The organism is Falsiroseomonas frigidaquae (genome assembly GCF_012163145.1).
GTDB classification, from domain to species: Bacteria; Pseudomonadota; Alphaproteobacteria; order Acetobacterales; family Acetobacteraceae; genus Falsiroseomonas; species Falsiroseomonas frigidaquae.
Genome location: NZ_JAAVTX010000002.1, coordinates 415,356 through 432,832 on the forward strand (window position 1 = coordinate 415,356; position 17,477 = coordinate 432,832).

General features: G+C 69.6%; 19 protein-coding genes. 9 read left to right on the forward strand and 10 right to left on the reverse strand.

The annotated features are described in order from the left end of the window. Window positions 1-5: 5 nt before the first annotated feature. The 3 genes from HB662_RS06365 to HB662_RS06375 all read left to right on the forward strand — a co-directional run bounded on the left by HB662_RS06365 (window position 6) and on the right by HB662_RS06375 (window position 3,114). Window positions 6-1,277, forward strand: a complete 1,272-nt coding sequence (locus HB662_RS06365; protein ID WP_168048348.1) for a cytochrome b — start codon at window positions 6-8, stop codon at window positions 1,275-1,277. Continuing rightward, window positions 1,277-2,071: a cytochrome c1 gene (locus tag HB662_RS06370; RefSeq protein WP_168048350.1), complete on the forward strand. Its 795-nt coding sequence runs from the start codon at window positions 1,277-1,279 to the stop codon at window positions 2,069-2,071. The genes HB662_RS06365 and HB662_RS06370 overlap by 1 nt, the downstream gene beginning before the upstream one ends. 158 nt (window positions 2,072-2,229) lie before the next feature. Next, window positions 2,230-3,114: an S-methyl-5'-thioadenosine phosphorylase gene (locus HB662_RS06375; protein WP_168048352.1), complete on the forward strand. Its 885-nt coding sequence runs from the start codon at window positions 2,230-2,232 to the stop codon at window positions 3,112-3,114. 4 nt (window positions 3,115-3,118) lie between these two features. On the opposite strand, the gene HB662_RS06380 is transcribed toward HB662_RS06375, so the two are convergent. Further along, complete coding sequence (locus tag HB662_RS06380) at window positions 3,119-3,934, reverse strand: SH3 domain-containing protein (RefSeq protein ID WP_168048355.1); 816 nt, start codon at window positions 3,932-3,934, stop codon at window positions 3,119-3,121. A gap of 226 nt (window positions 3,935-4,160) precedes the next feature. On the opposite strand from HB662_RS06380, the gene HB662_RS06385 reads away from it, so the two are divergent. Beyond that, on the forward strand, window positions 4,161-4,970 hold the full coding sequence (locus HB662_RS06385; protein WP_168048357.1) for a YoaK family protein: 810 nt from the start codon (window positions 4,161-4,163) through the stop codon (window positions 4,968-4,970). A gap of 173 nt (window positions 4,971-5,143) precedes the next feature. Here the strand turns inward: HB662_RS06385 and HB662_RS06390 are convergent, their stop codons facing one another. Together HB662_RS06390 and HB662_RS06395 are read right to left on the reverse strand one after the other, a co-directional pair. After that, the gene (locus tag HB662_RS06390; RefSeq protein ID WP_168048359.1) at window positions 5,144-5,362 is read right to left on the reverse strand and encodes a hypothetical protein; all 219 of its coding nucleotides are present in this window, start codon (window positions 5,360-5,362) and stop codon (window positions 5,144-5,146) included. A 4-nt stretch (window positions 5,363-5,366) separates the two neighbouring features. Next, window positions 5,367-6,032: a dienelactone hydrolase family protein gene (locus HB662_RS06395; RefSeq protein WP_168048361.1), complete on the reverse strand. Its 666-nt coding sequence runs from the start codon at window positions 6,030-6,032 to the stop codon at window positions 5,367-5,369. 39 nt (window positions 6,033-6,071) lie between these two features. Here HB662_RS06395 and HB662_RS06400 point away from each other — a divergent pair, with 39 nt between their 5' ends. The 4 genes from HB662_RS06400 to HB662_RS06415 all read left to right on the forward strand — a co-directional run bounded on the left by HB662_RS06400 (window position 6,072) and on the right by HB662_RS06415 (window position 8,173). After that, the gene (locus tag HB662_RS06400; RefSeq protein ID WP_168048364.1) at window positions 6,072-6,257 is read left to right on the forward strand and encodes a DUF4169 family protein; all 186 of its coding nucleotides are present in this window, start codon (window positions 6,072-6,074) and stop codon (window positions 6,255-6,257) included. A 4-nt stretch (window positions 6,258-6,261) separates the two neighbouring features. Continuing rightward, complete coding sequence (locus HB662_RS06405) at window positions 6,262-6,675, forward strand: PaaI family thioesterase (RefSeq protein WP_168048366.1); 414 nt, start codon at window positions 6,262-6,264, stop codon at window positions 6,673-6,675. Window positions 6,676-6,727: 52 nt separating this feature from the next. Further along, window positions 6,728-7,438, forward strand: coding sequence for a metal-dependent hydrolase (locus HB662_RS06410; RefSeq protein WP_168048368.1), 711 nt, complete (start codon window positions 6,728-6,730; stop codon window positions 7,436-7,438). Window positions 7,439-7,531: 93 nt separating this feature from the next. After that, window positions 7,532-8,173, forward strand: a complete 642-nt coding sequence (locus tag HB662_RS06415) for a hypothetical protein (RefSeq protein ID WP_168048370.1) — start codon at window positions 7,532-7,534, stop codon at window positions 8,171-8,173. Here HB662_RS06415 and HB662_RS06420 read toward each other — a convergent pair. After that, on the reverse strand, window positions 8,163-9,266 hold the full coding sequence (locus HB662_RS06420; protein ID WP_168048372.1) for an NAD(P)/FAD-dependent oxidoreductase: 1,104 nt from the start codon (window positions 9,264-9,266) through the stop codon (window positions 8,163-8,165). The two genes, HB662_RS06415 and HB662_RS06420, sit on opposite strands and share 11 nt — an antisense overlap. 89 nt (window positions 9,267-9,355) lie before the next feature. Further along, window positions 9,356-9,742, reverse strand: a complete 387-nt coding sequence (locus HB662_RS06425; RefSeq protein WP_209443139.1) for a nuclear transport factor 2 family protein — start codon at window positions 9,740-9,742, stop codon at window positions 9,356-9,358. 64 nt (window positions 9,743-9,806) lie between these two features. Between HB662_RS06425 and HB662_RS06430 the strand changes: the two genes are divergently transcribed. After that, window positions 9,807-10,154: a winged helix-turn-helix transcriptional regulator gene (locus tag HB662_RS06430; RefSeq protein ID WP_245185516.1), complete on the forward strand. Its 348-nt coding sequence runs from the start codon at window positions 9,807-9,809 to the stop codon at window positions 10,152-10,154. Here the strand turns inward: HB662_RS06430 and HB662_RS06435 are convergent. Genes HB662_RS06435 through HB662_RS06455 form a run of 5 tightly spaced genes read right to left on the reverse strand, consistent with a single transcriptional unit; the run spans window position 10,126 to window position 17,444 of the window. Continuing rightward, window positions 10,126-11,790 (reverse strand): thiamine pyrophosphate-dependent enzyme, encoded by a 1,665-nt coding sequence (locus HB662_RS06435; RefSeq protein WP_168048376.1) that lies wholly within the window; start codon window positions 11,788-11,790, stop codon window positions 10,126-10,128. The genes HB662_RS06430 and HB662_RS06435 overlap by 29 nt on opposite strands. After that, the gene (locus HB662_RS06440) at window positions 11,787-12,743 is read right to left on the reverse strand and encodes a branched-chain amino acid transaminase (RefSeq protein WP_168048378.1); all 957 of its coding nucleotides are present in this window, start codon (window positions 12,741-12,743) and stop codon (window positions 11,787-11,789) included. The genes HB662_RS06435 and HB662_RS06440 overlap by 4 nt, the downstream gene beginning before the upstream one ends. Beyond that, entirely contained in the window at window positions 12,740-14,830 is a 2,091-nt protein-coding gene (locus HB662_RS06445; protein WP_168048380.1) for a hydantoinase/oxoprolinase family protein, read from the reverse strand. Before HB662_RS06445 ends, HB662_RS06440 begins: the two co-directional genes overlap by 4 nt. Continuing rightward, window positions 14,827-15,807 carry a Bug family tripartite tricarboxylate transporter substrate binding protein gene (locus HB662_RS06450; RefSeq protein WP_168048382.1) on the reverse strand — a complete coding sequence of 327 codons (981 nt, stop codon included), beginning with the start codon at window positions 15,805-15,807 and terminating at the stop codon, window positions 14,827-14,829. The genes HB662_RS06445 and HB662_RS06450 overlap by 4 nt, the downstream gene beginning before the upstream one ends. Beyond that, window positions 15,804-17,444, reverse strand: a complete 1,641-nt coding sequence (locus tag HB662_RS06455; RefSeq protein WP_209443140.1) for a hydantoinase B/oxoprolinase family protein — start codon at window positions 17,442-17,444, stop codon at window positions 15,804-15,806. The genes HB662_RS06450 and HB662_RS06455 overlap by 4 nt, the downstream gene beginning before the upstream one ends. Window positions 17,445-17,477 lie beyond the last annotated feature (33 nt).

The following is a 17,477-nucleotide window of genomic DNA, read 5'->3' on the forward strand; positions in this document are numbered from 1 at the left end:
GCAAGATGGCCATCGGCCTTCACGACAGCACCATCCAGAACCCCGTCATCCGCTGGGTAGACCAGCGGCTGCCGGTGTTCACCATGATGCAGAAGGAATACGGGACGTTCCCGACGCCCCGGAATTTCAACTACTTCTGGAATTTCGGCGCCCTCGCCATGGTCACGCTGATGATCATGATCGCGACCGGCATCTTCCTGGCGATGAACTACACGCCGCACACCGCCTACGCCTTCGACAGCGTCGAGCGCATCATGCGCGACGTGAACTATGGCTGGCTGATCCGCTACGTGCACATGAACGGCGCCTCGATGTTCTTCATCGTGGTCTTCGTCCACATCTGGCGCGGCATGTACTACGGCTCCTACAAGGCGCCGCGCGAACTGCTGTGGATCCTCGGCGTCGTCATCTTCCTGCTGATGATGGCCACGGCCTTCATGGGCTACGTGCTGCCCTGGGGCCAGATGTCCTTCTGGGGCGCCACGGTCATCACCAACCTGTTCTCCGCCTTCCCGATCGTCGGCGAGAGCATCGTGACCTGGCTGTGGGGCGGCTTCTCGGTCGACAACCCGACGCTGAACCGCTTCTTCAGCCTGCACTACCTGCTGCCCTTCGTGATCGCCGGCGTGGTCTTCCTGCATGTCGCCGCGCTGCACATCACGGGCTCCAACAACCCGCTCGGCATCGACCCGAAGGGCCCGCAGGACACCCTGCCCTTCCACCCGTACTACACGGCGAAGGACAGCGTCGGCCTGATCGTCTACTTCATCGTCTTCGCCTTCCTGGTGTTCTTCATGCCGAACTACCTCGGCCACCCGGACAACTACATCCCGGCGAACCCGCTGGTGACGCCCGCGCATATCGTGCCGGAATGGTACTTCCTGCCGTTCTACGCCATCCTGCGCGCGGTGCCGGACAAGCTGGGCGGCGTGCTGCTGATGTTCGGCTCCATCGCGGTGCTGTTCATCCTGCCCTGGCTCGATACCTCCCCGGTGCGGTCCATGCGCTTCCGGCCGATCGCGAAGTGGGCGCTGTTCCTGTGGCTGATCGCCTTCTTCGTGCTGATGTGGGCAGGCGGCAAGCCGGCGGAGGAGCCGTATGTGACGGTCTCCCGCATCGCGACCGCCTATTACTTCGGCTACTTCCTGGTGATCCTGCCCCTGCTTGGCCGCCTCGAACGGCCGTTGTCGCTGCCCGAGAGCATCGCCATGCCTGTCCTCCGCGGTGGCGGACCGGTGATGGCGGGCGCCGCGGCGAAGCCGATGGAGAAGGCCTGATGCGTGACCTCAAGCGGGGCTTCCGCAACCTGATCGGCGCCCTGGCACTGGGCGCCGCCAGCCTCGGCGCCGTGGCGCCGACCCCGGCCCGTGCGGCCGGCGAGGCGATCGTCCTGCCCGACGCCGGCTTCGGCTTCGCGGGCTTCTTCGGCACCTTCGACCGCGGTTCCGCGCAGCGCGGCCTGCAGGTCTACAACGAGGTCTGCGCTGCCTGCCACGGCCTTTACCACCTGTCCTACCGCAACCTGGTGGAGATCGGGCTGAGCGAGGACCAGGCGCGTGCGATCGCCGCCGGCGTCGAGGTGCGTGACGGCCCGAACGACATGGGCGAGATGTTCGACCGCCCGGCCCGCCTGTCCGACCGCTTCCGCCGGCCCTTCGCCAATGAACTGGCGGCACGTGCGGCCAATAACGGCGCCTATCCGCCGGACCTGTCGGTGATCGCCAAGGCGCGGCCGAATGGTGCGAACTACCTGCACGCCCTGCTGACCGGCTATGTCGATCCGCCGGCCGGCTTCACCGTGGCGGAAGGCATGCACTACAATGCCTACTACCCGGGCCATCAGATCGCCATGCCGCCGATCCTGAACCCCGACCAGGTGACCTACGCCGATGGCACCGCGGCCACCGTGGACCAGATGGCCCGCGACGTGGCCACCTTCCTGGCCTGGGCGGCGGAGCCGGAGACCGAGCAGCGCCGCGCCATGGGCGTGAAGATGATCCTGTTCCTGATCGTCCTCGGCGGCCTGACCTACGCCGTGAAGCGCAAGGTCTGGGCTGACGTGAAGCACTGAAGCCAGCCTCCCGGCCGGTTTCCGGAAGGGCCGTCCCCGCAGGGGGGCGGCCCTTTCTGCTTTCAGGCCTGCGGCTTCAGGCGGCGCCTTTGTCCCGGGCGGCGCTTCAAGCCGCGCCTCTCCCATTGTAGAAGCCCCGCGCAGTCAGGAGCCTTGCCATGTCCGAAACCGTCACCCCCGTCATCGGCCTGATCGGCGGCTCCGGCCTGTACGACATTCCGGGCCTGGAAGGGCGCGAATGGAAGCGCGTCGACAGCCCCTGGGGCGAGCCCTCGGACGAGATCCTGCACGGCACCCTGGCCGGCGTGCCGGTGCGCTTCCTGCCGCGCCACGGCCGCGGCCACCCGACGCCGCCCTCCGCGCTGAACTACCGCGCCAATATCGACGCGATGAAGCGCGCCGGCTGCACCGAGATCATCTCCCTCTCGGCCGTGGGGTCGCTGAAGGAGGAACTGCCGCCGGGCCATTTCGTCATCGTCGACCAGTTCATCGACCGCACCTTCGCGCGCCAGAAGTCCTTCTTCGAGACCGGCTGCGTCGGCCATGTCTCGGTCGCCCATCCGGTCTGCCCGCGGCTGGGCGATGCCCTGCAGGCCTCGGCGGAAAAGCTCGGCCTGCCGGTGACGCGCGGCGGCACCTACCTGGTGATGGAAGGCCCGCAATTCTCCACCAAGGCGGAAAGCTTGCTGTACCGGAGCTGGGGCTGCTCCGTGATCGGCATGACCAACATGCCGGAGGCGAAATTGGCGCGGGAGGCGGAGCTTTGCTACGCGACCGTCGCCATGGTGACGGATTTCGACTGCTGGCACCCGGACCATGACCATGTGACGGTGGACCAGGTGGTGAAAGTGCTGTTCGGCAATGCCGACAAGGCCCGCGCCCTGGTGGCCGATGTGGTGCCGGGCCTCGGCGCCCCGCGCGGCCTTTGCCCGGCCGGCTGCGACCGGGCGCTGGACCATGCCTTGATCACCGCGCCGGAGATGCGCGACCCGGCGCTGCTGGCGAAGCTGGATGTGGTGGCCGGCCGCGTGCTGCGCGGCTGAGGCGCTACATCGTGCTCGCCAGCAGGCTGGAATGCGCCCAGCCGGCCGGCGCCGTCGCGTCGCCGATCTGGACCCAGCCGCCGGGCGCATGGCCATGCACGGTGAAGGCGCGGCCGCGTTCAGCCACCCACAGGATGTCGGACTGGCCGCTCGGGCCTGACCGCACCCGCACCGGGCTGAGCACCGTCACGCTGCCGCCACCGCCCCCGCCGATCTCGGTGCTGCCGACCTCGGTGCTGCCGATCTCCGGCTGCTGGTCCTCCCGGGCCGGCGCGCCTTCCAGGCTGGCCCGGATCAGCGCGCCAGCCGTCGGGCCGCCTGCCGGGCCGGCCTGGCCCGATGCGACGGTCAGGTCCGGCGCCGCGCGGTTGCTGGTGCCGCAATAGCGCTGCCACGGCATGCCAGGCGCGCCGCCGCGCCAGAGGCCAGGGCCATCCTCCATAACAACCATGCTGCGCGAGGCGCGGGCCAGATCCGGTTCCGACTGCCGCCCTTCCGGCCCGACCAGGAAGCCCGAGGCCGGGATCACCCGCGCCACGACATCCGGCCCGCCCCGCCCGCCCAGCTTGCCGCAGACGGCATAGCCGCCGGCCTCATCCAGCGGGTGGGTCTCGATCGCCGTCAGGTTGTCCGTGCCCTGGCGCAGCAGATGCGCGCGCACGGCCGCCACGGCCCCGCTCCGCGCCGCGTCCTCCGCATTCTGGCGCTGCGCCGCTTCCGGCGCCTCCGCCGACCCGGCGTTCCAATCGATCGAGGTGGCGGCGAAGGCACCGAGCGACACGACGGCGAGGGCGAGAATGGGGGGAATGATCCTGTGCATGCCGGCTTGACCACTTCCTGACTGAAACCCTGGTCAGAAGGACGCACCGTTGCGCCAAAGGTTCCATGCGGACCCCGCGCCGACCCGTGCGATCATTCTGCGGAGCGCGCACGTGCCGTTGCGGCACCGGCCCGGCCGGCGCTACCTTCCCGTCACCTCAACCGCACGGCGTAGCGCCCATGTCCCCCGCCTCCCGTCCGATCCGCATGAGGCCGGCGCAGGCCTGATGCGGACCCGCCTGCTAAGCCCGATCGCGCCCGCCATCCTGTTCGCGCATCGCCTGGTGGCACATCAGCGGAGCGAGGATGGCGACCGCCATCTGGCACTGGCGCTGGCCTTCATCGCGGGCGCCATCAATGCGGGCGGATTCTTCGCCGTCGGGCACTACACCTCCCACATGTCGGGCATCGTCTCCTCCATCGCGGACAATGCCGCGCTCGGCGCCTGGGCGCTGGCAGGGGCCGGGCTGGCGGCGCTGGGCTGCTTCATGGCCGGTGCCGCGACCTCCGCCTGGCTGATCAATTGGGGGCGGCGGAACGACAGCCGCCGGCAATACGCGCTGCCGCTGCTGCTGGAGGGGGTGCTGCTGGCCGGGCTGGGGGCGGCGGGGATGGTGCTGGCGAGCGGCCCGGTGGCGGTGGCCGCGGCGGTGCCGCTACTGTGCTTCATCATGGGGCTGCAAAACGCCACCATCACCAAGGTTTCGGGCGCGCGGCTGCGGACCACGCATGTGACCGGCATCGTCACGGATATCGGGATCGAGCTGGGCAAGCTGGCCTATTGGAACCGGGCCGAGAGCAACCGGGCCGAGAACAACCGGGCCGAGGAAAACCGGCGCGACGCGCCGCCGGTGATGGCCGATCGCCCCAAGCTGCGGCTGCTGGCGACGATGCTGGGCGCCTTCATCGGCGGCGGCGTGGCCGGCGCGCTCGGCTTCAGCCAGATCGGCGCCGCTGCCGCGCTGCCGCTGGCGCTGCTGCTGGGCCTGCTCGGCACGGCGCCGGCCGCCGCCGCGGCGGTGTTGCGGCGGCGCTGAATCGGTGCCGCGGCGGTGTTGCGGCGGCGCTGATCCGGCGCCGCGGCGGGCTCATGCCAGATCCCATTGATGGAAACCTGCGCCCGCCTGCGTCACGTGGCGCGTAGCCAGGCCGGCGGATGCCGGCACCGGCGATCGAGGCGGTGATCGGTCACGATCACCGGGATCTGGTATCAGTCCTTCACTTCCTCCAGCCGCACCGCCAGCTCGCCGGCCTGCGCCGCACCCTCGCGCTTGCGGCGCTTCAGCACCATCGGCACGATGAGGACGACCAGCGCCAGCAGCAGGATCACCCAGAACGGATAGCTCGGCTGCGCGCCGTTCGGGCTCCAGATCGGGATCATCACCAGCAGCGCCAGGCAGATGCCGGACGTGATGTAGTAGCCGAGCATGGCGTCAGCTCCCCAGATGCTTGGCGAAGAAGGCGAGGGTCCGGGCCTGCGCCACATCGGCGTCGGCCGGCTTGTAGGACCCGCGTTCCTCGCAGCCGAAGCCGTGGCCGGCGCCCTGGTAGACGAAGATCTCGACGCCCGGCTGCGCCTGGCGGATCAGTTCCACGTCGGACATCGGGATGGAGGCATCGACCTCGCCGAAATGCAGCTGCACCGGGCAGTTCGGCACTTCCGTCCGGGTGCCGGCGATGCCGCCGCCATACCAGCCGCAGGCCGCCTTGAAGCTGGTGCTGCGGGTCGCGCCCCACCAGGCGATGGTGCCGCCCCAGCAATAGCCGACGATGCCATGCGAGGCGGTGCCGGGCAGCGCGGCGGCGGCGGCCTCGATGTCCAGCATCGTGCCCTTCTCATCCACCTTGGCGCGCAGGTCGCGGCCACGGGCCACGTCTTCCGCCGCGTAGCCGAGCTCGACATTGCGCTCGACGCGGTCGAACAGCGCCGGGCAGACCACGGCGTAGCCCTCCGCCGCGAAGGCGTCGCAGACATGGCGCATGTGGCGGTTCACGCCGAAGATTTCCTGCACCACCACCAGGGCGCGCTTCGCATCGGCAGGGCCGGCGCGATAGGCGGAGAGGCGATGGCCGTCGGCCGCATTCAGCTCGATCTGCATGACTTTTCCCGCGCAGGTTCCGGGCTGTAGTGTTCCCGGATGGGCAAGCTCGTCAACCTCAACCATCACCGCAAGGCGCAGGCGAAGCGGCAGGCGGAGGCGGAGGCCGCCGCCAATCGCGTGAAGCACGGCCGCACCAAGGCCGAGAAGCTTGCCGACCGGCAGGCGGAGGCGCGGCGGGACGCGCTGCTGGATGGCGCGCGGCGCGAATCCGCGGAAGACTGAGGCGATGCAGAACCCTGATTTCGACCCGGCCGCCGAAGGCTGGAACATCGTCACGCCCTCCGGCCTGCCGGAGACCGCCAATGAGCTCTGGCAGCGCGGCGCCGAATACGGTTTTCAGGCGCGGGCGGAGCACGCCAATGGCCGCGGCGTGATCCATGGCGGGATTCTCGCCACCTTCATGGACCATACGCTTGGGCTGACGGTGCGCCAGGCGATCGGCGGCGGGATGAACCTGGCGACCATCCAGCTCGATCTGCACTATCTGGCCGCGGCCATGCCCGGCCAGTTCCTGGTGGGCTCCGGCGAGATCACCCGGCAGACCCGCAGCGTGGTCTTCGTGCGCGGCACGCTGCGGGCCGGCGATACGGCGGTGATCGCCGCCACCGGCATCTGGAAGCTGCTTGCCCCGCCAAGGTGACGCTGGAGGCGCCGCCGGGTTAGAAGGCGCCCGCGACAGACGGAGACGATCGATGAAAATCACCTGGTTCGGGCATTCGGCCTATCGCCTGGAATTCGCCAACTCGGTCGTGATGATCGACCCCTTCCTGACCGGCAACCCGGTGTTCCAGGGCGATGCCGAGGCGGCGAGTGCCGGCGCCACCCACATCCTGCTGACGCATGGCCATAGCGACCATGTCGGCGACACCATGGCGATTCACCAGCGCACGGGCGCCAAGGTGGTGGCGAATTTCGAGATCTGCATGTGGCTGGCCCGCCAGGGGCTGAAGGCCATGGACCCGATGAACACCGGCGGCACCACGCAGCAGGACGATTTTTCGGTGACGCTGACCATCGCCTTCCACTCCTCCTCCGTCATGGACGAGAACGGCATCACCCAGGATCTCGGCCTGCCGGGCGGGCTGGTGATCACGCCGAAAGCGAAGGGCGAGCCGGTGGTCTACCACATGGGCGACACCGAGGTGTTCGGCGACATGGCGCTGATCGGCGAGCTGCACAGCCCGACCGTCGCCATGGTGCCGGTCGGCGACCGCTTCACCATGGACGGCAAGCGTGGCGCCCTCGCGGTGAAGCGCTTCCTGCCGACGGTCACCACCGCCATCCCCTGCCATTTCGGCACCTTCCCGATGATCGCGCCGGATGCATCCCTGTTCGAGCGGGAGATGGCGGGCGCCAAGGCCCGCGTGCTGGTGCCGGAGAAGGGCGTGGCCTTCACGCTGTAGCGGCCCGGCCAGGGCACCGGGAGCCGCGCGGCATCCTGCGCAGGATGCGGGATGCCGTTGCGGGGCCGTCGCCGGGCGGATTAGCCTCCGGCCATGGACGCGTTCCTGGACTTCTTCATCCGGACCGGGGTGGCAGCCCTGCTGGCCGGTATCGGCGTCAACTGGAACCTGGCGCGGCAGCGCAAGGACGCCGCGCGCAAATACAGCCGCGAGCGGATCGAGGCGCAGATCCGCGACTATTACGGCCCGCTGCACGCGCTGAACGCGGCGGGGGAGGAAGCCTTCCTCTCCTTCAAGAACCGCTTCCTGTTCGACGACCGGGAGAGTGACCGCAAGGTCATTGCACAGGCCGATTTCTTCGCCGATGCGTCGAAGCTGCCGGATCAGGCGCAGCTAAAGGCCTGGATGCTCTGGACGCAGGAGATCTTCCTGCCGCTGAACGAGCGCCGGCAGGACATCATCCTGCGGCTGCACCACCTTTCGGTGCAGTCGGAAATCCCGCCCAGCTTCGCCGCCTTCCTGGCGCATGCCCAGGCCTTCCGCGCCACGGTGGCGAACTGGAAGGCCGGCGGCATCGATGAGCGGACCGGGCGCAGCCGCTCCGATTTCTGCCCCGCCCTGCCGTTTCCCGCGGCCTTCGACAGGGAGGTCGCGGCCACGCTGAAGGCGCTGGAGGCGGAGCGGGTGAAGCTGTTGCAGCAGGAGGCGCGCTGGTGGGCGCTGTTCAGGCCCTGACCACCCCCATCACCTCCTCCGCCAGCGCCAGGGAGGCTGTCAGCCCCGGGCTTTCGATCCCGAACAGGTTCACCAGCCCGGCCACGCCATGCACCGCCGGCCCCTGGATGACGAAATCCTGGCCCGGCGCGCCCTTCGGCACCGTCTTCGGGCGAATGCCGGAATAGCCGGGCGCCAGCGCGCCATCCGGCAGGCTCGGCCACCAGCGGCGGATCGATTCGTAGAACAGGTCGCCGCGGCGCGGGTCCACATTGTAGTCGATGTGGTCGATCCACTCGACATCCGGGCCAAATCGCGCCTGTCCGCCGAGGTCGATGGTCAGGTGCGTGCCCAGCCCGCCGGGCACCGGCACCGGGTAGATCAGCCGGCTGAAGGGGGATTTCGTGGTCAGGCTGAAGTAGTTGCCCTTGGCGTAGAAGGCGCCGGGGATATGCGCCTCCGGCACCCCGTCGATCCGTCGCGCCAGGCCCGGCGCATGCAGCCCGGCGGAGTTCACCAGCAGGTTGCAGGCCAGCGCCATCGGCTCCGCCCCGCCCACCTCCAACTCGATCTGCGCGCCGGCGACGCGGCCCTGCAGCACCGGCGCGTGGAAGGCGAACATGGCCCCCGCATCCTCCGCATCGCCCTGCAAAGCGAGCATGTAGGCGTGGCTGTCGATGATGCCGGTAGAGGGCGAGACCAGCGCCGCGGTGCAGGCCAGCGAAGGCTCGATCCCACGCGCTTCCTCGCCCGAGATGAAGCGGAGGTCATCCACCCCATTGGCGGCGGCGCGCTGGCGGATGCCTTCCAGCTGCTCGGCCTCCTGCTCGCTGGTGGCGACGATCAGCTTGCCGCAGCGGCGGTAGGGCACGCCGTGGCTTTCGCAGTAGTCGTACAGCTTCCATTTCCCGGCGACGCAGGTCTGCGCCATCAGGCTGCCGGCGCGGTAGTAGATGCCGGCGTGGATCACCTCCGAATTGCGGGAGGATGTCTCGGTGCCGATGCCTTCCGCCGCATCCAGCACCAGCACCTCCCGCCCCGCCTGGGCGAGGGCGCGGGCCACGGCGAGGCCGACGACCCCTGCCCCCACCACCACGCAATCCACCTGGTCCATGCTGTTCCCCCGGCCTGTTGGGCCATGGGTATGGCAAAATGGCGCGGACGGGGAGGGGGTGGGCGTGACGCCGGCAGCACGGAGACGGTTCAGCCGATCTCCAGCGCGTCGATCCGCCCGTCCGCGGCGAGGCCGAAGCGGTAGGTCAACACGGCCGGGCTGCCGGGGAAGCTGCCGGAGACGCGGGCGCGGACGATGCTGCGTCCCGCTTCCTCATGACATTCCAGCGGCTCGGACTGCACGGCGTAGCGGGCGGTGGTCGATTCGATCCAGGCGCGGAGCGCGGGCAGGCCCGTCATCTCCTGCCGCTCGTCGCGCACCGTGGCATGGGCGCTGAAGCAGGCCAGCATCGCCGCCGTGTCGTGGCGGTTCTTCGCGGCAAAATAGGTGGCGAGCGAGGCAGGCAGGATGGCGGTCATCTGGCGGTCCGATCCGGTGATTGGCTGGCCCCAGAGATGCGCGGTAGGCTGGCGCATGGCCAGAACCGACCGGAAGGTCAGCTACTCACCCACGGGTAAGCTGGCGGATGTGACGCCCGGGATGGCCGCCGCCGGGGTGCAGGACGCGCTGCGCCTGCTGGATGGCCGCTGGAAGATGGAGATCCTGTTCCAGCTTTTCGGCGGCGGCGTGCTGCGCTTCTCGGAGCTGGAGCGGGCGATCCCCGCTGTCTCCCAGAAGATGCTGGCCCAGCATCTGCGGGAGCTGGAGCGCGACGGAATTGTCACCCGCACGCTCCACCCGCAGGTGCCGCCGCGGGTGGAGTACGGGCTGACGCCGTGGGGGGAGGCGCTGTGCCCGGTGCTGGATGCGCTGCTGGACTGGGCGGCCCGTCGGCCCGCCCAGCCCGCGCTGGAGGAGGCTAGCCCTTCAACCGCTTCCACGCCGTGACCTGCAGGGCCGAGGCCCGCACATGCACCACCGCGGGCTTCGTGCGCGGCGCCAGGGCGGCGTCGAGCACCGGGGCGATATCGGCCTCGGAGGCGATGGTGAAGCCCTCCGCCCCGAAGGCGCGGCCCCAGGCGGCGAAATCCGGGTTCACCAGGTCGGCCGCGTCGGCGTAGTTGCGGCCGGGGTAGCGGTTGGCGTGGTGCATGCCGATCGAGCCATAGGTGCCGTTATCCGACACCAGCAGCACCGGGGCCGCGCCGTGGCGCATGGCGGTGGCGATCTCGTTGCCCGTCATCAGCGCGCCGCCATCTCCGGTCACGGCGATGACCTGCCGGCCGGGATGACGGATGCTGGCGGCCACAGCCATCGGCATCCCCGCCCCCATGCCACCCACGGCAGACCCCAAAAACATCTGGCCGGGCCGGAACGGGATGTGGCGATGCACGAAACTGGTAAAATTGCCGGCATCGGTGGTGAGCACCGCATCCGCCGTCATGCGCTCCGCCACCGCGACGCAGACGGCGGAGAAATTCACGCCATCCGGCGCCTTGTCCCAGCGCGGCGCCGTCAGGTCCCGATGCAGCCCGTGCAGGCGGGCGATCCAGGCGGCGCGGCCGGGCGGCGTCGGCGGGGTTTTGCGGGCGAGCAGCGCCTCCACCAGCAGGGCCGGATCGCAGGCCATGGGCAAATCGGCGCGGAAGACGCGGTTGAGCTCGGAGGGGTCGGGCCAGACATGCACCAGCGGGATCTGCGGGTCCGGCGCGGTGGGCCAGGTGTAGGACTGGCTGACCACATCGGTCATCCGTTCGCCGAGGGCCACCAGCAGATCGGCCTCCCGCAACGCGGCCATCAGCGGCGGCTGCACGCGGTTGCCGATATAGCCGGCGTAGTTGGGGTGGTGGCTGTCGAAGAGATGCGGGCGGCGATGGGTGGGCGCCACGGGCAGCGACCATTCCTCCGCCAGGCGCTTCAGCGCGGCCAGCGCCGCGGGCGGGCCATCCATCGCGCCGCCGACCAGCACCACCGGGCGCTGCGCGGTGGCCAGGCGTTTCGCGAGTTCCTCCACCTGCGCCGGCGCCGGGCCGGGGGTGGCGCGGATGCGCGGCTTTGCGAGCGGGATGTCATTGGCCGGCTCGTCCAGCACATCCTCCGGCAGCACCACCGCCACCGGGCCGGGGGTGCCGGATTCGGCCAGGTGGAAGGCGCGCGCGATCGCCTCGCTGGCCTGAATCGGCAGGTCCACCGGAATCACGGCCTTCACCGTATCCGCCAGGTACTTTTCGTAGTTCTGCTCCTGCAGGGCACCCCTGCCACGGTCACGCCGTTCCACCTGGCCGATCAGCAGCACCATCGGGATGGCGTCATGAAAAGCCGTGTGCAGCCCGATCATGGCGTTGGAGACGCCCGGGCCGCGGGAGACCATGCACACCCCTGCCCGCCCGGCCCGCATGCGGCCATCGGCGGCGGCCATATAGGCGGCGCCGCCTTCGTGACGGCACACCACCAGCTTCAACGCCGGCACATCGACCAGCGCATCCGTCAGGCCGAGAAAACTCTCGCCCGGCACGCAGAACAGCAGGTCCACACCGTGTGCGGCGAGGCTTTCGGCGACCAGCCTTCCAACGCTGCGCGTCATTCCGCGGCCGCCTTCGTGGCGTTGCCGCGCCAGACCGGCGTCAGCCAGTGGCGGTACTTCTCCAGCCGCCCGCGCACCGCATCGTTGTAAAGGCCCTGCAGCTTGCGGGTGACCTCGCCGGGCGTGCCATCGCCGATGTCGTAGTGGTCGATCGAGACCATCGGCAGCACCTCCGCGCCGCTGCCGCAGAAGAAGGCTTCGTCGGTAACGTAGAGTTCGGAGCGGTCCACATCGCGCTCCACCACCTCCATGCCGAGTTCCTCGCGCGCCAGTTCCATCAGCGTTTCCCGCGTGATGGATTCGAGGATGTCGGCGGTGACCGGCGGTGTGATCAGCTTGCCATGGCGCACGATCATCACGCAGGCGCCGGGGCCTTCCGCGACCTTGCCGGCCGCGTTCAGCATCACCGGCGGACCCATGCCGTTCATCCGCGCCTCGATATAGGCAAGCCGCGAGTTATGATAATTCGCGCCGGATTTGATGCGCGACGGGGAGGCCAGGTCGCTGTTGCGGCGCCAGGTGCTGATGGCGCTTTTCACGCCCGTCTCCTGCACCTTCTTCGACGGCATGGAGAAGGCCAGGATGAAGAAGCCGGTGCGGATTTCACTCGGCAGGTAATGCGTCAGCTCGCCTTCGGCGAAATAGACCACGGGGCGGTAGTGGATCGTCTCCCGGTAGTTGCAGGCGCGGATCAGCTCCAGGCTCGCCGCCTCGATCTCCGCATCGGAGTACGGGATCGTCATGCGCATGATGCGCGCGCCCTGGCGCAGCCGGGCGATGTGGTCGGCGTGGCGAAAGGTGAAAAGCTCCTGCTGGTCCTCGTTCCAATAGGCACGGATGCCCTCGAACACATTCTCCCCGCGCAACACGCATTCGGTGGAGATATGCATGGTGGCATTGGCCCAGGGCACCAGCTTGCCGTCGAGCCAGGCGTAATCTGCCGCTTTGCTCATGGGGTTGTCTCCTCCGTTATGTCGATCAGCAGATTGCCGTGGATGTCGCGGGTGATGTGCGCGTCGGGGCCGATGACGACGGTGGATTCGCGTTCCTCCACCACGGCGGGCCCGGCGATGCGCTGGCCCACGGGCAGGCGGTAGCGGTCATAGACGGCGCAGGGGGCGAGGCCCGTCTCCGCGAACCACACCTGGCGGTGGCCCTTCAGCGCCGCACCCTCGCCGGGCGGCGGGGTAAAGCTGTGCGGCACCTCCGGCCGGCTGGCGCTGGCATGCAGGCGCCAGGAGAGCACCTCCATCGGCACGCCGCTGATGCGGCGGTCGAAGAGGCCGAAATAGGTTTCGCGGAAGGCGTGCTCGACGGTCTCCGCATCGGCGCTGCCGGGGATCGGCACGCTGATGTCGAAACCCTGGCCGGCGTAGCGCATATCCGCGCTGCGGCGGAACTGCACGTCGCCGGGTGCCGCGCCGGCATCCAGCAGCATCGCCCGCGCCTCCGCCTCCATCGCCGCGAATTTCTGCGCGACCTCGTCCCAATCCACCGCCGTCAGCCGCTGCACGCCGGAGCGCACCAGGTCGATGGCCGGGGCCGCGACGAGGAACCCCAGGGCCGAGGCGACGCCCGCCCCCTGCGGCACGATGATGCGGGAAAGTTTCAGCAGCTTCGCGAGGCCATAGGCATGCACCGGCCCGGCGCCGCCGAAAGCGAGCATGGCGTAGCGGCGTGGGTCGCGGCCCTTCTCCGCCACATACATGCGCGTCGCGGCGGCCATGTTCTCATTGACGATGCTGTGGATGCCGGCGGCGACCTGCAGCGCCGTCATGCCCAGTTTTTGGCCCAGATGCGCCTGCATCGCGCCTTCCACCGCCGCCAGGTCCAGCGCCATCTCGCCGCCGAGGAAATACTCGGGCGAGAGATAGCCCAGCAGCAGGTCGGCATCCGTCACCGTGGGCCGCGTGCCGCCGCGCTTGTAGCAGACCGGCCCGGGCACGGAGCCCGCCGATTCCGGCCCGACATTCAGCAGCCCCATCGCATTCACATGCGCGATGGACCCGCCGCCGGCGCCGATCTCGATCAGGTCGATCACCGGCACCTTCAGCGGCAGCCCCGACCCCTTGCGGAAGCGCCGCACCCGGGCGGCCTCGAAGGTCGAGGCATGCTCCGCCTCCCCCTTCTCGATCAGGCACATCTTCGCGGTCGTGCCGCCCATGTCGAAGGAGATCATGTCCGACACACCGGCGATGCGCCCGTAATGCATCGCGGCGGTGGCACCTGCGGCCGGGCCGCTCTCGATCAACTGCACGGGGTTGGCGCGCGCGTAACCCACGGAGGCGATGCCGCCGGCGGAAAGCATCAGATGCAGCTTCCCGCCGAGGCCGCGCCGCCGCAGCTCCGCCTCCAGGCTCGCCAGGTAGCGATCCATCAGCGGCAGCACATAGGCATTCACGCAGGCGGTATTCGCACGTTCGTATTCGCGAATCTCCGGCGCCACGTCGGAGGAGAGCGTGACGGGCACGCCCGGCAATTCCTCCGCCAGGATCGCGCCGATGCGGCGTTCATGCGCGGGGTCGAGATAAGCGTGCAGCAGGCAGACCGCCACCGCCTCCACCGCATCGGCGCGCAGCGCGCGTGCCGCGTCGCGCACCTCGGATTCCACCAGCGCCACCAGTTCTCGCCCGCGCGCATCGTGCCGCTGCGTCACCGCATGGCGGCGCGGCCGCGGCACCAAGGGCTCCGGCTTGTCGAGGAACAGGTCATAGAGGTCGTAGCGCATCTCCCGCCCCATCTCGAGGCTGTCGCGGAAGCCGCGCGTGGTGATCAGGCCGATGCGCGCGCCCTTGCGCTCGATCACGGTGTTGGTCACCAGCGTCGTGCCATGCACCACCTGGCGCACATCGCCGATGGCACCGCCCGCTTCGGACAGGATGCGGGTGATGCCCTCCAGGATGGCGCGGCCGGGATCATCCGGCGTGGTCAGCCGCTTGCCGGTCAGCACGCGGCCGGTGGCGTCATCCACCAGCACGAAATCGGTGAAGGTCCCGCCGACATCGACTCCGATGCGGTAGGGGCGCGCAGCATCACTCATTCAGGCTTGATCCCCGCCGTCGTCACGACCTCGCGCCAGCGCGCCGTCTCATTCACCAGCATCGTCCGGAAGGCGTCCGGGCCGAGTTGCAGCCGTTGCAGCCCCAGCGCCGGCAGCCGCGCCTGCACCGCTTCCGTCGCCATCGACTTGTCGATCGCCTGCTGCAGCCGCTCTACGATGGGCGCCGGGATGCCGGCCGGGCCGAGCACGCCCCACCAGAAGCCGGCCACCAGATCCACGCCCTGCTCGCGCAGCGTCGGCACATCCGGCATCGAGGCCAGGCGCTGTTCCGCCGCCACGCCGATCACGCGCATCTGCCCGGCAGCAACCAGCGGCGCGGCGGTGGCCATGGCCTGGATCATCGCCTGCACCGTGCCGTTCAGCACATCCGGCAGCGCCGCGCCGGTGCCGCGATAGGGCACATGCGTCACCTTCACGCCGCTGCGCATCTGCAACAGCTCGATCATCAGATGCGTGCTGGTGGCGGTGCCGCCCGAGGCCACGTTCACCGCCTCCGGCCGCGCCCGCGCTGCCTCCAGCAGGTCGCGCGTGGTGCGGAAGGGGGAATTGCTCGCCACCACCAGCAGCGCCGGCGCCACGCCGAGCGTCGCGATCGGCGTGAAGTCGCGCCCGGTGTCGAAGGCCACCGGTTGGCCGGTTGCCGCCTGCACGGCCGGGATGGTTGCCAGCGGCGTGTCGCCCAGCAGCAGGGTCAGCCCATCGGGCGGGCTCCGCATCACCGCCTCGGCGCCGATCTGACTGCCGGCGCCGGCGCGGTTCTCCACCACCACGGGCTGGCCCAATTCCGCTGCCAGCGGCGTGGCCAGCAGCCGGCCGAGCGTGTCGGACCCGCCACCGGGCGCGAAGGGCACGATCATCCGAAGCGGCCGCGTTGGCCAGTTGGCCTGCGCCCGCGCCGCGAAGGGCACTGCGGAAAAAGCGGCAGCCAGGGCACGACGGGTGAGCTTTATTGTCATTGTTGTTTCCTCCCATAGTCGCGTTGCGCCCCTTCGGGCGTGACGTAGCCATCCGCGATGTCGCGCTGCACCGCCGCCGGGTCGCGCGCCGCCGGGTCGCCATAGCCGCCGCCCCCGCCGAGATGCATGGTCAGCCGATCCCCCGGCGCCAGCATGGTGCGGGATTTCGGATGCGGCTTGCGCCCGTCCTGCAACTGCACCAGCGCCGGCGCACCTGCCCGCGCGCCATCCAGCCCGCCGGCCGGATGCTTCATGCGGTCCGAGATCAGCGACAGGCGCACCGGCTGGTCGGTCATCACCTCCAGCTCGATCTTTTGGCCCAGCCCGCCACGGAACTGCCCCGGCCCGCCGCTGTCCGGCAGCAGGTCCTTGCCCCAGACGAGGATCGGCGCGGAAGCCTCGAAGGCCTCGATGGAGCCGGAGCCGGAATTGGTCGGGAAGGCCGTGGTGTTCAGCCCGTCCCTGCCCTGCGTCGCCCCCATGCCGCCGCTGCCGAACAGCACCTGGCTGAAGCGGTCGCCACGGTCATCCTGCCCCGTATAGACCGGCCGCGGCGCCGGGGAGGCGCTGTCCGCCACCACCAGCCCCGGCGCGATCTGCGCCAGGCACTTGTACAGCGCACCCGACAGGAACAGCCCCGTCAGATGCCGCGCATTCACCGCCGCCGGCCAGCGCGGATTGAGGATGGACCCCTCGGGCGCCGTCACGCCGATGGCGCGGTAGCTGCCCTCGTTGCGCGGGGTCATCGGGTCCAGCGCGCATTTCAGCGGATAGACCGTGTAGGCGTAGGTGTAGTTCATCACGCTGTTCAGCCCGCGCGCGATCTGCGGCGAGGTGCCGGCATAATCCACGCTGAGGCTGTCGCCCGCGATGGTCACCGCGCATTGGATGCGCGTCTCCGCCTCCTCATAGCCATCCGCGAAGACCGTGCCGTGCCAGGTGCCATCCGGCAGCGCCGCGATGGCCTGGCGCATCGCGCCATCCGCACGCGCCTGCAGCGTGGCGGAGAGCGCGGTGAGGTCCGCCAGGCCGGTATCCGCCAGGAACTCCACCACCCGCCGGGCGCAGACGGAAATCGCCGTGATCTGCGCCTGGATGTCGCCCATCACCTGGTCCGGCACGCGCACATTGCCGCGGATGAAGCGCACCACCTCCCGGTTCTCGCGGCCTTCCACGAGAAACTTCGTCGGCGGAATCCGCAGCCCTTCCTCGAAGACCTCCGTGCAATCGGCCGACCACAGCGTGCCGCCGATATCCGGCATGTGCGAGGTGGCGCCGGCGAAGGCCACCAGCTTGCCGCCATGGAACACCGGCATCGCCGTGGTGATGTCCAGCAGATGCCCCGTCCCCATCCAGGGATCGTTGGTCATCAGCACATCCCCCGGCCGCAGCTCCTCCAGCGGATATTCGGCCAGCATGTGGCGCAGGGTGCGCGGCAGCAGGCCGACGAAGCTCGGGATGCCGATGGAATTCTCCGCCAGGCTGTTGCCCTCCGCATCCATCAGCACCGTGGCGAAGTCGTTCGACTCGCGGACGATGGTGGAGAAGGAGGTCCGCAGCAGCGCCGCCGCGGCCTCATCGGCGATCGAGATCAGCCGGCTCCACAGGATCTGCAGCGTGACGGGGTCGAAATGCATCTTTGCCAAAGGCTCCGGCCGGTCCGCTCGCAG